The 14,512-nt window shown below is 61.7% G+C and carries 11 protein-coding genes; 4 read left to right on the top strand and 7 right to left on the bottom strand.

The window, feature by feature from the left end:
• Window positions 1-553: 553 nt before the first annotated feature.
• The 4 genes from CKW24_RS17530 to CKW24_RS17515 are packed head-to-tail and all read right to left on the bottom strand — an operon-like array spanning window position 554 to window position 5,310.
• Window positions 554-1,411 carry an HlyD family secretion protein gene (locus CKW24_RS17530; protein WP_095169426.1) on the bottom strand — a complete coding sequence of 286 codons (858 nt, stop codon included), beginning with the start codon at window positions 1,409-1,411 and terminating at the stop codon, window positions 554-556.
• A gap of 10 nt (window positions 1,412-1,421) precedes the next feature.
• Window positions 1,422-1,622, bottom strand: a complete 201-nt coding sequence (locus CKW24_RS17525; RefSeq protein ID WP_095077709.1) for a DUF1656 domain-containing protein — start codon at window positions 1,620-1,622, stop codon at window positions 1,422-1,424.
• Window positions 1,612-3,789, bottom strand: coding sequence for an FUSC family protein (locus tag CKW24_RS17520; RefSeq protein WP_095169425.1), 2,178 nt, complete (start codon window positions 3,787-3,789; stop codon window positions 1,612-1,614). The genes CKW24_RS17525 and CKW24_RS17520 overlap by 11 nt, the downstream gene beginning before the upstream one ends.
• Before the next feature lie 9 nt (window positions 3,790-3,798).
• Entirely contained in the window at window positions 3,799-5,310 is a 1,512-nt protein-coding gene (locus tag CKW24_RS17515; protein ID WP_095169424.1) for an efflux transporter outer membrane subunit, read from the bottom strand.
• Between the two features lie 180 nt (window positions 5,311-5,490).
• Here CKW24_RS17515 and CKW24_RS17510 point away from each other — a divergent pair, with 180 nt between their 5' ends.
• From CKW24_RS17510 to CKW24_RS17500, 3 genes are all read left to right on the top strand, one after another.
• Entirely contained in the window at window positions 5,491-6,459 is a 969-nt protein-coding gene (locus CKW24_RS17510) for a LysR family transcriptional regulator (RefSeq protein ID WP_095169423.1), read from the top strand.
• A gap of 277 nt (window positions 6,460-6,736) precedes the next feature.
• Window positions 6,737-7,711 carry a D-glycerate dehydrogenase gene (locus CKW24_RS17505; RefSeq protein WP_095169422.1) on the top strand — a complete coding sequence of 325 codons (975 nt, stop codon included), beginning with the start codon at window positions 6,737-6,739 and terminating at the stop codon, window positions 7,709-7,711.
• Window positions 7,712-7,927: 216 nt separating this feature from the next.
• Window positions 7,928-8,437: a DUF2165 domain-containing protein gene (locus tag CKW24_RS17500; protein ID WP_095169421.1), complete on the top strand. Its 510-nt coding sequence runs from the start codon at window positions 7,928-7,930 to the stop codon at window positions 8,435-8,437.
• Window positions 8,438-8,450: 13 nt separating this feature from the next.
• On the opposite strand, the gene CKW24_RS17495 is transcribed toward CKW24_RS17500, so the two are convergent.
• Window positions 8,451-9,353 carry a DMT family transporter gene (locus CKW24_RS17495; RefSeq protein WP_095169420.1) on the bottom strand — a complete coding sequence of 301 codons (903 nt, stop codon included), beginning with the start codon at window positions 9,351-9,353 and terminating at the stop codon, window positions 8,451-8,453.
• A gap of 137 nt (window positions 9,354-9,490) precedes the next feature.
• Between CKW24_RS17495 and CKW24_RS17490 the strand changes: the two genes are divergently transcribed.
• A complete protein-coding gene (locus tag CKW24_RS17490; RefSeq protein WP_095169419.1) occupies window positions 9,491-10,369 on the top strand; it encodes an AraC family transcriptional regulator in 879 nt (292 codons plus the stop codon).
• A 2-nt stretch (window positions 10,370-10,371) separates the two neighbouring features.
• Here the strand turns inward: CKW24_RS17490 and dacB are convergent, their stop codons facing one another.
• Both dacB and CKW24_RS17480 read right to left on the bottom strand, forming a co-directional pair.
• Complete coding sequence (gene dacB / locus CKW24_RS17485; RefSeq protein WP_095169418.1) at window positions 10,372-11,826, bottom strand: D-alanyl-D-alanine carboxypeptidase/D-alanyl-D-alanine-endopeptidase; 1,455 nt, start codon at window positions 11,824-11,826, stop codon at window positions 10,372-10,374.
• 159 nt (window positions 11,827-11,985) lie between these two features.
• Window positions 11,986-14,415 (bottom strand): TonB-dependent receptor, encoded by a 2,430-nt coding sequence (locus CKW24_RS17480; protein ID WP_095169417.1) that lies wholly within the window; start codon window positions 14,413-14,415, stop codon window positions 11,986-11,988.
• Window positions 14,416-14,512: the final 97 nt, after the last annotated feature.

Genomic DNA, 14,512 nt, shown 5'->3' with positions numbered 1-14,512 from the left:
GTCAGGTGAGACACGCAACTGGAACCCTATCGGGACGGTGTATCTCAACCCCGAAAGGGAGCTGACAGTTGTCGTGAAGGTCGCCTAGCAAGACGGGCGACACGACAACTACCTTGAAAAACGCCGTAGGAAGTAGAAGCCACACCGCGCATGCCGCAGTGATCAGGTCGGCTTTTAGGCCGCCTCGCTTTGTTTTTGATCCTGGGCGCCCGTTAACCACGCTGGCCGGAATCCGATATTGATTTGGGGGGTAAACCGGCAGGACGCCGGTTTAGCCGCACTGGGCCAGGGAGGGCCCATTGCGGCGGCCCCCCAAATCAATGTCGGAGTACGGGCATGCCGAGCCTAAGCGAGGCACCGAGTGGTGGGGTAAGAGCGTTTTGCTTACTTTTGCGCTCTCAAAAGTGAGCCGCCGTCAGGCGGAACCCAAATCAGCCGTTACCGCAAAAATGGATATGTACTCCGCCTAATCCAACACCCCAGAGGCCCACAGGTGCAACGTCGCACCACAGTTGTGTAGATACCTACGCCGCGATATCGCAAGCCAGAAACCTCACGGCGTCTGCTTGACCACCACGGTGCAGGTAATTCCCGCTGCCAGCAGCACCCCCTCCGGGACCTCGTCGATGTGGATCCGTACCGGCACCCGTTGCGCCAGGCGTACCCAGTTGAAGGTCGGGTTGACGTCGGCGATCAGTTCACGGCTCTCGGGGTTGTCGCGGTCGTAGATGCCGCGGGAAATGCTTTCCACATGGCCCTTGAGGACTTCTCCGCTCATCAACTGCATGTCGGCCTGATCGCCGACGCGCACCCGGGGCAGTTTGGTTTCTTCGAAGAAGCCGTAGACCCAGAACGAGTTCATGTCGACCACCGCCATTTTCGGCTCGCCGATGCGCGCGTAGTCGCCGCGATGCACGTTGAGGTTGGTGACATAGCCGTCCACCGCAGCCAGCACCTTGGTGCGCTTGAGGTTCAGTTGCGCTGCTTCCAGCTGCGCCTGGGCGTGCTGGTAGTCCGCCAGCGCCGAGTCGGCGATGTTGCTGGCGTCGTCACGGTTCTCGCGCGAGATCACCAGGTTGTCGAGGTCGGCGCGCCGGTGGGCGTTGACCTTGCGCATCTCCCAGGTGGCCTTAAGCGAGGCCACCAGCGACTGCGCCTGCTTGACCGCGATCAAGTAGTGCTCGGGGTCGATCTGCATCAACAGGTCGCCGCGTTTCACCAATTGGTTATCGCGCACCGGTACGTCCACCACTTCACCGCTGACGTCGGCGGCGACGTTGATGATGTCGGCACGTACCCGGCCATCGCGGGTCCAGGGGGTGTTCATGTAATGCACCCAGAGGGTCCGGCCGATCCACATCGCAAGGGCCAGCACCAACAGGGTAGCGAGCAGGCTGAAAAGCTTTTTCATCGAAGCGGTCTCACTGGTAGACAGTCAGCGCCAAGGCGCCGAACAAGCAAATGAACAGGCTCAGGCGCAACAGCGCCGGGTGCCAGAAAAAACGGTACAGGTCGAACCCGGACAAGAACCGATCCAGCGCCCAGGCCAGTGCCGCGGCGATGAAAAACATCAGGGTCATGGTCGGCATGTAGACGCCATGGAAAGCAATTTCACGAGGCATGGTCAGGTCCTTGCAGGGCGGCCAGCGGCGATTGCGGGTCGAGCAGCGAAGTGCGGATGAAATGCAGGTAGCTCTTCACCCGGCGCAGCGGCGAGGTGTCGAAGTGCGGGGCGAAGGGTTCGTCGGCGGCCTGGACTCGGCTGATGGCATGATCGACGGCTACCAGTGCGCGCTCCAGGTTGCTCTGCCCCGGTTGCAGGAATAGCCGCACCAAGGCGCGGCCCATGACCCGGATCGCCTGCCGCCAGGGTTGCGATTCGGCATAGGCCGGATGCACCGGCAGGATCGCCTGCTCCTTGCGCAACTCGATGATCGCGTGGCCGACTTCCAGCACCACGAACATCCAGCGCAGCAGATCCCGTTGCACCTGGGGCTGCCCGACCGCGAGGCCATAGGCCTGGTGCAGCAAATCGCGGGTGCTGCTTTCGAAACTCGATGCCAGGCCTTTGAGCTTGCCGCTGATGGCATACACCACTTGCCCGCGCAGGTCCTGCTCCAGGCGGCGCCACAACCAGCGGCTGTTGGGCGGCAGAATGATTGCCCCGGCTGCCGCGCACACCAGCATGCCCATGACCATGGCGATGTAATCGTTGATGAAGGTGTAGGGGTTGTAGATCGTCAGGTTGTCCGGCACCGAGCCGGTGCTGAAGAAGATCAGCAAGCCCAGGCCAACCCCGGCATATTGCGGCCGTGACGAGAGGAACGAGCCGAGCACGATCACCGGTGCCAGCATCACGCACAGCAGCGGAAAACCATCGATCCAGGGGAAGATGAAAAACATCTCGACGAAGCCGATCAACGCGCCCAGCAATGTGCCGCAGGCCATCTGGAAGGCCATGCGCTTGGGGTTCGGCGTGGCGGCAGAAAGGCCCACCGTGGCCGCCGCGATCAAGGTCATGGTGGCACCGCTCGGCCAGGCCGTGGCGACCCAGTAGCTGCCCAGCACCAACAGGATGAACGCGGCCCGAATCCCCGAGGCGGCCGAGGCCAGCCAGTTGGTTTTCGGGGTGTAGGGCTCATCCCACTGCTCGCGTTCGTGGCTGTGCTCGGCCAGCGAGGCGTGGGTCTGGGCATAGCTGTGCAGCTCGTCGACAAACCGATAGAGCAGCTCATAGGCGGTATGAAAATCCAGTTGATCGGCGTCGCTTGGCGCGCTCTCCTGGAAGCTCGCGCGCAGGCTACGCACTCGCGCCCTCAGCCCATCCTTGTAGTCAGCCAGTTGCTTCGCCAGGCGCGCCGCATCGGCATGGGTCAGGGCCCGGCCAGAAAAGCCGTCGAGCAATTCGGCAAGGTCCTGCAAGCCTGGCTTGATCGCCGCGATCACCTGGTCGGCGCCGCTGCCACGCAGGCGCTCAAGCAACTGGTGCAAGGCATTGAAACGGGTGGTGATGCCCATGAACTCGCTGTTCAGGCGACTGAGCCGACCGTTGCGCCGCCGCATGTGCGGGTCTTCGAACACCGTGACGCTGCGCAGCCCTTCCAGGCCCACGGCTTCGGCGATGAAACCGACGTTGCGCCGTTCAAAGCTGTCGGCCTGACTGCGCCCGCGCAGGCCGTCGGTGACGAACAGGGCGAACACCCCGAAGCGTTGGTACAAGGCATTGCGCATCGCAGCGCTGGCGGTTTGCGGTAGGATCGCGGCGCTGACCAAGGTCGCGCAGAGGATCCCCAGGGAGATTTCCAGGACCCGCCATACCGCCGCCATGAACGCCCCTTCCGGGTGCGCCAGGGCCGGCAGGCCGACCATCGCGGCGGTATAGCCGGCGAGCACAAAACCGTAGGCGCGGAAGTTGCGATAACGCGCCGCACCCGCCGAACAGATCCCGACCCAGATCGCCAGGGCGCCAAGGAACAGCTCGGTGTTCTGCGCGAACAAGGCGATCAACCCGACCATTACCGCCGAGCCCGCCAGGGTCCCGAGGAAGCGGTAAAAACTCTTGGCAAACACTTGGCCGCTCTGCGGTTGCATGACAATGAACACCGTGATCATCGCCGTACGCGGTTGCGGCAACTCCAGGCGCATGGCCAGCCACAGGGTCAAGAATGCGGCTATCAGCACCTTGAAGATGTAGACCCAGGTCACGCCGTCGCTGCGTGCCCAGTCGAAAAAACCACGGCGCCAGTCAAGGGCGTACAGCCAGCGCAGTGGTGCAGGCAAGGGAGTCATGGTGTCCTGTCAGTGGTCGAGGGCAGAAAGAATGGCTGGGGTGGGCGGCGCCTGCAGTTGGCCCTCGGCGGGCGCATCGGCGCCGGTTCCGAGGCCACCACCCAGGGCTGTGACCAGTTCGGCGTGGGCACTCAAGCGTGCGGCCTGGACCTGCTGCTGCACCTGTTGCTGGCGCAACAGCAGGGTTTGCGCATTGAGCACATTGAGGTAGTCGGTCAGGCCGCGCTGGTAGGCGATCATCGCGATGTCATAGGTTTTCTGCGCGGCAGCCACCGACTCGGCAGCGAAATCTTGCTGCTTGTCCATCGATTCACGGCGGATCAACTGATCGGAGATGCCCTTGAGTGCATTGACCAGGGTCTGGTTGTACTTGGCCACGGCCAGGTCATAACCGCCCGCGGCCTCACCCAACTCCGCACGCAGGCGCCCACCGTCGAAGATCGGCAGGGAGATCGCCGGGCCCACGCTGTAGTTGAGTTTCTTGCCGGTCAGGAACTCCAGCGCCCCACCGCCGGTGGCCATGTAGCCGAGGCTGCCGACCAGGTCGACATTGGGGTAGAAGCCGGCGTGCGCCACCTCGATACCGCGCGCCTGGGCCGCTACCTGCCAGCGGCTGGCAACCACGTCTGGACGTTGCCCGAGCAATTGCGCCGGTAGCGCCGACGGCAGCTTCAATGGCGCCCCCAGGGCCAGGGTCGGACGCTGCAAACGCGCGCCCTCCCCCGGGCCCTTGCCGGCCAAGGCTGCGAGCTGGTTGCGACTCAGGGCGATGCTTTCGTCCAGCGCGTCCAGTTGGCGATGGGTTTCCGGCAACGGGGTCTGCGCCTGGCTGACTTCAAAATGGGTGCCGATGCCGCCGTCCAGGCGCTTTTGCGCCAGATCGAGAATCTGTTGTTGCTGGGCCAGGGTCGCCGCGATGATGTCGCGCTGGGCGTAATGCAGGGAAAGCTGGATGTAGGCCCGCACCACGTTGTTCTGCAGTTCGAGCTGGGCCATGCGCGCTTCGGCGGCGCTCATGTGGGCCAGGTCGACGGCTCGCTCGCTGGCATTGCTTTCGCGCCCCCAGAGATCCAGCGCGTAGCTGAAACCCAGTGCGGCGTTGTTATCCCAGGTGGTGGAGTTGGCCAACTCGCCCGGGCCGTAGAACTGATCGGTGGGCCAGTTGTGGCGCTTGAGGGTGCTGTCGGCGTTGACCTGCAACGACTCGGCGGATTCCACCACCCCGGCCATGGCCCGGGCCTGGCGCACTCGCGCCGCGGCCATGGCCATGCTTGGGCTACCCTGCAAAGCCAGGTCGACCCAGGCATTGAGCTGCGGATCGCCATAGGCCTGCCACCACTGGGCGCTGGGCCAGTGAGCATCCTGGATCGCGCTCTGGATGGCGACATCTGTGGCCAATGTATTGGCATCGAGTGCCTTGCCTTGTGGGGCAATACCTCCGGTTCCGATGCAGCCGCTGATTGCTAACGATAAAGCCCAGACACTGAGAGTCTTCAACTCTCTGTTGATGCGACGCGGCACTGCTGCAAATTCCTGAGGAGGGGGAGATTTCCAATCGGCACGATTCTAGGGCTGGGCCTGCGCGGCGATAAGCTGGGAATCTTGTGAATCTTTGTTACCGTTAGCGAGATAATCCCTTGGTTGAATGCCTGAACCTTGTAACTTCGTGTCACAATTTGCCATCTCCCTTGAGAGCTCCCCATGGACACTTTGCAAAACATGCGCGCCTTCAGCTGTGTCGCCGAGGCCGGCAGTTTTACCGCCGCCGCCGTGCAGCTTGATACCACCACAGCCAATGTCTCGCGCGCGGTCTCCAACCTTGAGGCCCATCTGCAAACCCGCCTGCTCAACCGCACCACCCGGCGCATTGCCCTGACCGAAGCCGGCAAACGCTATTTGCTGCGCTGCGAACAGATCCTGGCCTATGTCGAAGAAGCCGAGGCCGAAGCCAGCGACGCCCATGCGCGTCCGGCCGGGCAGTTGAAAGTGCACACCATGACCGGGATCGGCCAGCACTTCGTGATCGACGCGATTGCGCGTTACCGCAAGACCCACCCCGACGTGACCTTCGACCTGACCCTGGCCAACCGCGTGCCGGACCTGCTGGACGAGGGCTACGACGTGTCCATCGTGCTCGCCAGCGAACTGCCGGACTCAGGCTTCGTCTCCCAGCGCCTGGGCATCACCTACAGCATCGTCTGTGCCTCACCGGCCTACGTCAAAGCCAATGGCTGCGCACACAAGCCCAGCGACTTGCTGAACCACGCCTGCCTGCGCCTGGTGAGCCCGGTGATCCCCCTGGAAAAATGGCTGTTCGACGGCCCCGAAGGCCAGGAAATGGTCACCATCAACAGCTCGCCGTTCCTGGTGAACTCCGCCGATGCGATGAAAACCGCGATCACCAGCGGCATGGGGGTAGGCGTGCTACCGGTGTACGCGGCGATTGAAGGATTGCGCAACGGCACGCTGGTACGGGTGATGCCCAACTACCGCTCCCAAGAACTGAACCTGTACGCCATCTACCCGTCGCGCCAGTACCTGGATGCCAAGATCAAGACCTGGGTGGAATACCTGCGGGGCTCTCTTCCGGAAATTCTCGCAGCCCATCAGGCGGAACTGACGGCGTATGAGCTCAGTGGCAGTTTGAGTGGGGCGCGGCTCAGCAACTGATTGCGCGCTTGATTCACCTGCACCGTCGGTAAGTGAAACGCGGCGAGGACTGCGTCCTCGAACGCAGCCTCGCGGGCTCGACAGCTGCTACGGGGGATTGGGGGGATTGCCGGCAGAGATCGCCATCGCGGGCAAGCCCGCTCCCACATTAGAGAAAAAGGGCGCAACCCTAAGCCACGTCTACCGAGGCTATCCAAATCACCCCGGGACTCGCGCAACCCCCAGCAAGAATGATAGCTTGCTTGGCATTCTCCCCCGCATGACGAGCCTTCCTGCGATGAAAAAGACTGTCCTTGCCTTCAGCCGTGTCTCGCCTGCCATGGTCGAGTCCCTGCAACAAGACTTCAACGTGATCGTGCCCAACCCCAAGCAGGGTGATATCAACGCCCAGTTCAACGAAGCCCTGCCCCACGTCCACGGCCTGATCGGCGTCGGACGCAAGCTGGGCCGGGCGCAACTGGAAAACGCCGGGCAACTGCAAGTGGTCTCCAGTGTGTCGGTGGGCTACGACAACTATGACCTGGACTACTTCAACGAACGCCGGATCATGCTCACCAACACCCCGGACGTGCTGACCGAAAGCACCGCCGACCTGGCCTTCGCCCTGCTGATGAGCAGCGCTCGGCGAGTCGCCGAACTGGACGCCTGGACCAAGGCCGGGCAATGGCAAGCCAGTGTCGGCGCGCCGCTGTTCGGTTGTGATGTGCACGGCAAGACCCTGGGCATTGTCGGCATGGGCAATATCGGCGCGGCCATTGCCCGACGTGGCCGCCTGGGCTTCAACATGCCGATCCTGTACAGCGGCAACAGCCGCAAGAGCGCACTGGAACAGGAACTGGGCGCGCAATTTCGTAGCCTCGAGCAATTGCTGGCCGAAGCCGACTTCGTCTGCCTGGTGGTGCCGCTCAGCGACAAGACTCGCCATTTGATCAGTCATCGTGAACTGAACCTGATGAAATCCAGCGCAATTCTGGTGAATATTTCCCGTGGTCCGGTGGTCGATGAAGCGGCATTGATCCAGGCCCTGCAAGACAACCGGATCCGCGGGGCGGGGCTGGACGTCTATGAAAAGGAACCGCTGGCACAGTCGCCGCTGTTTGCCCTGAAAAACGCCGTGACCTTGCCGCACATCGGCTCCGCCACTCACGAAACCCGCGACGCCATGGCGAACCGCGCCCTGGCCAATTTGCGCAGCGCCTTACTGGGCGAACGGCCGCAAGACCTGGTCAACCCGCAGGTGTGGCAAGGATGAGGGGCCGGCGGCACGTTGTTGCATACGTGCCGCCAACTTCATGCGCCACTACGCGGACTACTTCGACCTGCCACAACAACTAACCAACTAACGACCGCACAACATCAAGCGACAAAAGTCGCCACTCGCCTCGCGACAAACTTTCGCACGCGCGTTATAACTTCGACTAGCACAAAAAAGCGCATTAAATGCGGCTAACAATCGGAGATAACGCGCATGACAAAATTCACCACTATTTGCGCAATACGGCGCAGCAAAATACTAGTTGTATTAATGGCCGGCGTGTTCGGAATATTTACCCTTATCAACAACTACACCGACTATACGGCCTACTACGAATATGTCGGTGACATCCTCAGCATGACGGGCACCGAAGGCAACGACTCACGACGCTACAGGGCCGTAACATCGAAGTTGTTCCATCATCGTTTCTACTGGACGATCATCACCCTGGAAACCATCTTTACACTATGCTGCCTGATTGGCACCTATCAGCTTTATCGAAACATCAATGCCAGCCATAAGGAGTTTCGCAGCGCAAAAAAAATGGCAATCGTCGGTTTGACCACTGCCATCACTGTTTACTACGTCATGTACATCATCATTCTCAACGAATGGTTTGACATGGAATACTCGACTAACCGCAACGCCTTCGATTGGGCCCGCAGTAATCTCGAATATATGTTTCCCGCGTTAATCTATCTGTCGCTGGATAACGACAACTAACACACGGCCCTGCTCATGCCAGACCGGCTTTGACCGGGTTGATCCGCACAGCGGGTTTGCGAAACACCAGCAGGTTGCCCAGCATCACCAGCACCAGGCCGGCCAGTGCCGGCGCAGTCCATTGATAACCCTCGACGAACGCCGAGACATTCAACGCCACCACCGGAAACAGCACCGTGCAATAGGCCGCACGCTCCGGGCCCATGCGCCCAACTAGCGTCAGGTAAGCGGTAAAACCGATTACCGACCCCGGAATCACCAGGTACAACAGCGAACCGATGTAACGGCTGTTCCATTCCATGTCGAAGGGAATGCCCTTGACCAGGCAGTACAGCGACAGCATCGCCGCCCCATAGGCCATGCCCCAGGCGTTGGTGGTCAGGGGCTTGAGGCCGGCTTTCTGTTGCAGGCTGGAGAGCATGTTGCCCGCCGAAAAACATAGCGTACCGAGCAACGCCAGGCCCAAGCCCAACAGCGTCTGCGGGCTGGCAGTGTGCCCCGCCAGCTCCGGCCAGAACAACAACCCCAACCCGCCCAGGCCCAGTGCCCCGCCCATCAGCACGTTACGGGCGATTTTCTGGCCGAAGAACACCCGCGCATTCAACGCATTCCATAGCGTCGCGGTGGAGAACACCACGGCGACCAGGCCGCTGGGGATCCACTGGCTGGCATAGAGGAAACACATGAAATTGATGCAGAACAGGCACAGCCCCTGGGCCACGCAGATCAGGTGCCCACGACGGTTCATTACCTGTAGCTTGCGACTGAGCAGAAGGATCACGAACAACACCAGGGCGGCCAGGCCAAAGCGATAGACAATCGACACCGGTATGGCCACGACCCCCAATTGCAGTTTCAAGGCGATCCAGGTGGTGCCCCAGATCAGCACAGTCAGCAGGTATAACGAGAGGTTCATGGCGGCAACTCCTGAAGATGGCCTTCAGTCTGTGCCGCAGGCGTGTGGCGCGCTTGCATAAACTTGCGCTTTTATCCGTTGCCGGGCTGGCACCGAAAGGCCGACGGAGTAGGATGCAAGACGTTGGAGAAACGATCATGCCCGCACTGGAAACCCTGCAAGTGTTTCAAGCCCTCAACCGCTCGCCCCATGCTCGTCTCGAGCACAGCGCCGAGCTCGGTGACGGCATGGCTGCAGCCCTGTGGAGCAACTATCACGACGCCCAGGATTACCAAGCCCCGGGGCATCACACCCTGTCCTGCTACCTGGCCGGTGGCACCGGGACCTTCCGCCGCGAACAGCCTGGTACCACGGGCGGCCCGAACAAGCTCTGCGTGTTACCCGCCGAACATCAGTCGGCCTGGGTGATCAACGGTGAAATCCGCCTGGCCCACCTGTACTTCAGCCAGGAACAGTTCGCCCTCGGCTGCGTCACCCTGCTCGATCGCGAACCCCGTGCGCTGCACCTGCGCGAAGGCACCTTTCTTGACGACCCGTTGCAGGCCCGACGCTTTCACCAACTGATCGCCCTGGACTGGGATGAACCCGGCGAGCGCCTGCTGACCAGCAGCCTGGCCCACGAAATGCTCAGCCACACCCTGCTCAACCAGGTTGGCCTGCGTCAGGGGCTGCGACTCAAGGGTGGCCTGGCCGCCCATCAACGACGGCTGCTGGTGGAGTACATCGACAGTCATCTGGAGCAGTCCATCAGCCTTGGCCAACTCGCGGCCCTGTGCGCGCTGTCGGAGTACCACTTTGCGCGGATGTTCCGTGAAAGCTTCGGCCTGCCGCCCCATCAATACCTGCTGGCCCGCCGCCTGGCCCAGGCCCGGTACCTGCTGCGCAGCACCCGGCAACCCTTGGGCGAGATTGCCCTGGCCTGCGGTTTTGCCAGCGCCAGCCACTTCACCAACCGCTTCCGCCAGGCCATGCACGGCACGCCCGGCGACTACCGCCAGGCGTTGTCGCGCATCTGAGCTCAGTCACTCCATTGGGTCAGGGCCACGGCGACCTTGTCTTCCAGACTTTTAACTGCAGCACCTTCGGCCAGGTAGTTGTTGGAAATCATGGCAAATACCAGCGCACGTCCCTCTACGCTGCGCAGGTATCCGGATAACGACGAAACCGCAGTCATCGTTCCGGTCTTGGCGTGCAAGTTATCCTGCGCAAAGGTTCCACGCAGACGATTACGCAAGGTACCGCCGAGCATCCGTTCAGGGTTGCCTGCAATCGGCAGTGCCGCATACCAGTAGTCGAACCAGGGTTGATGACGCACACGTAACAACAGATCCGTCAGGCTTTGCGTCGAAATCAGGTTGCGTCGGGACAAGCCCGATCCGTCGACCTGAACAATCGCGCTGCCCTGAAGCCCGTGCCGCTGCAAGAAGCTGTTGACCACGGCGATGCCAGACTCGGCAGTACCCACATTGCCGGTGCTACGCCCCATCGTTTTAAGTAAAACTTCTGTCATGTTGTTGTTCGATAGCTTGAGCAGGGGTGTCAGCAACTGCGCCAAAGGCAACGAGTCATGAGCGGCCAACGGCCTTGCGCCTGAGGGAGTGGTCACTCCGATCACCGTGCGCCCATCGACCTTTATACCCTGGGCTATCAGGGCCCGATGGAAAACATCCGCCACCAGACGGGTCGGTTCCCAGACACTGACCCATTTGCGAGCAGCGGTGCCGGCTGGCAATGTCCCGCTGACCAACAGTCGATTGCTGCCATGTTCACGACTGACCCTGAGGGTATTGGCAGCACCGATGGTCACACTGTTGGTAACCGTCATAATCGTGTTTGCCGGGTGGATATTGACGACGACCGGGTCGCCCTCAACGGTGGCGCGGGCGGTGACGATAACCGTGCCGGCATCAAAATCACTGTCGGGAGACAGGCTCAGAGCCGAAATCTGCGCCGCATAGGCAGCACTTTCATCATCATTGGCCCAATCGACTCCCAGCCTGACGGAATCGAACGCGGTGTCGTCGATGAGCACATTACCCCTGACACGCTTTATGCCAAGTGCGGCCAGGTCAGCGGCCAACCGCTGGTAATCCTCGGCCTGAATGCTCGGGTCGCCGCTACCTCGAAGGTATAGGTCGCCGTCCAGTCGATCGCCTTTCAACTGTCCAGCAGTCAACACCTGAGTCGAAAAACCAAATTCGGCACCCAGCACCTCCATGGCGGCTGCCGTGGTCAGGAGCTTCAGGCCGGAGGCTGGCAGCAACCGCGTCATGCCATTGCGCTGATAGAGCGAGGCTCCTGTATCGGCATCGCGAACAGTCAGAGAGACCAGGGAGCCCTCCAGGACTGGATCATTGAGCAGTTGATCGAGGGTATTGACCGACTCGCTCCTGGGTACCGAGGCACAAGCACTCAGTAACAGGGCCAGGGCAATGGCCAATCCCCCTCTGTAAAAACATCTTCGGGTATTCATAAAAGTCCTTTTACCCATAGCCCCCGATTCAGCGGGCGGGCAACTGGATGACTCATCATGAGTCATGCTCCAGTGCCGACAAGACGCTAAGCCGGCACTCACCGTCAACCCGCTACTTTTTAGCAAGCATTTCGTTGCTTGGGTTCCCTCGACCCGCTCTCAAAACTCCAAGGTACTGGACAACGACACCTGCCGCGAATCGCCCATCGAGACAAAAAAGCGGCTGGCGGCCGAGGTGTAGTAGGTGCGGTCGAAGACGTTCTTCACGTTGAGCTGGAACTTGACCTTCTGCCCGTCGAGCCGAGTGTCATAGGTGGCGAAGGCATCCGCCACGGTATAGCCCGGCAGGTCAAAGTCGTTGACTGCGTTACCGGCCCGTTCGCCGACATAGCGCGCGCCAGCTCCGACGCGCAACTGATCGCCACCGATCAGGCTGCCGAAGTCGTAGACCGCCGACAGTGACCCAGTGTTGCGGGCGACGTTTTGCAGTTTCTTGCCCTGATAGGTCGGGTCTTCGGTGACCTCGGCATCGGTGTAGGCGTAGCTGCCGATCATGCTCCAGCGCTCGCTCAACTGCCCGCTCAGGTCGATTTCCAACCCCCGCGAGCGGACCTCGCCCGCCGCACTGTAGATCGTCACCGGCCCCTCGGAGTTGGCCACCAGCACGTTGCGCTTCTTGATGTCGAACAGCGCGATATTGCCGGTCATGCGCCCCGGCAGATCGAGCTTGGCTCCCAGCTCCCAGGACTTGGCCTGTTCCGGCGCGACGCTACCATCGAGCACCGTGCTGCTGCCGCTCAGCGGGGCAATGGTGGAGTTGGGCTTGAAGGATTCGGTGTAGCTGCCATAGAACGACAACGCATCGCTGTAGCGATACACCAGGCCGGCGCGGGGCACCCACTTCTGGCCGTTGGTGTCGGTGTTGGCCTTGAACGGACGGCCCTTGCCGGCGTACTGGTCGTACTCCTGGAAACGCCCCCCGGCGACGAGGATCCACTGCTCGCTCAGGTGAATAGAGTCCTGCAGGAACACCGAGTCGCTGCGCAGCAGGTCGGTCTGCGCGCTGTCCGCGGCGCTGACGGTGGTGCCCGCCACCTCTCGACCATAGACCGGATCGAGGTAGCTGAACGACGGCGCCCGGCTTTTCTGGCGGATCAGGTCGGCACGGTAGATCTTGCGGTACTCGTCATCCACCCCCAGCACCAGGTCGTGTTGCATGCCGGCCGTCTCGACCTGGCCCTGCAGGCTGACGGTGGTGAAGCGGTCGGTGCTGAGGGCGCCCTGGGTGCCGTCCATGTTGCGGGTCAGCGTGCCCTTCGCCGGGTCGATCGCGGTGATGCGGACCTGGCTGGCGTCGTAGGTTTCGCGGTTCCAGCTGTAGCCGAAGTGCGCGCTCCAGTTGTCGTTGAGTTCGTGGTCGGCCTCGAAGTGGTAGAGGTCCGAGCGCCCCTCCATATTATTGAACGGCTCGTCGAGACGTCGCTCCGCCGGAATGTCCAACGGGTGATTGGTCAGCGGATCGATGGCGGTGCCACGGTCGAATGGCGAGAGGAATTCGCGATGTTCGTAGGCAAATTGCAGCGTGGTGCGGTCGCCGTACCAGGCCAGCGACGGTGCGATCAGGCTCTCGCGGTGGGTGCCGAAATTGCGCCAGTAATCTTTGTCTTCGTGGTCCAGCACCAACCGATAAGCCAGTCCGGATTCCCCCAGTGCGCCGGTGCTGTCCAGGCTACCGCCGCTGCCGTTCTTGCCGTCGCCGTAGCTCGAGCCGCGTGCGGTCAGGGCGTTGTAAGCCTGCATCTGGGGTTTCTTGCTGACCATGTTCACCACCCCGCCCGGGTCCTGGATCCCGTAGAGCAGGGAGGCCGGCCCCTTCAGCACCTCGACCCGATCCACCGAGGCATTCAGACCACGGCCCTGCACGATCGGCATGCCGTCGCGCATGATCGAACCGTTGCGGTTGTCACCAAAACCGCGAGTCATCACCGAGTCCTGGGTGCTGCCCAGCGTATTGCCCTGGGTGATGCCGCTGACGTTGGCCAGGGCATCGTCGAGGTTACGCTGCGCCTGATCACGCAAGACCTGGGCGGCGACCACGTTGATGGTCTGGGGGATTTCCTGCAGCGTGGCCGAGGAGCGCGCAATCGAGGTGGTTGCCGGCGGCTGGTAGCTCAGCGACGCGTCCTGCACTGAGGTGATGGTGGTCGCCCCCAGGTTCAGGACGCCGGCGCTGGGCACTGGTTCCAGGACCAGGGTATGACCGTCGGTCTGGCGGAACGTCATTGCCGACCCGCTCAACAGCCGCTGCATGGCTTGCTCGGCACTCATCTGCCCACTGATAGCCGGCGCTGTCACGCCATACGGGGCTTCATCGGTGTAAACCACGCTGATCCCGGTCACCCGACTGAAATCGCTCAGGGCCTGGGGCAAGGGTTTGGCGGCGATATCGAAGCGAAATTGGGCGCTGTGCTGCTCACTGGGCTGCGCGGCCTGGGCCATGTTCAGCGCTGACAACGCCACCACCAGGACCGAGCCCCCGAACCATTGTTTGACCGAACCGCCTGCCACCGAACTTGCCCTGGACTTCATTGCTTGGACCCATGTGTAGTAACGCAACCGATGCGAACAATTCGCACTTTCATCACTACACGGATGGCGCTCGGTTTTACCTCATCTGATCCGCAAA

The organism is Pseudomonas sp. Irchel 3H3 (genome assembly GCF_900187635.1).
GTDB lineage: Bacteria > Pseudomonadota > Gammaproteobacteria > Pseudomonadales > Pseudomonadaceae > Aquipseudomonas.
This window is presented reverse-complemented; position numbering and strand designations above follow the sequence as displayed.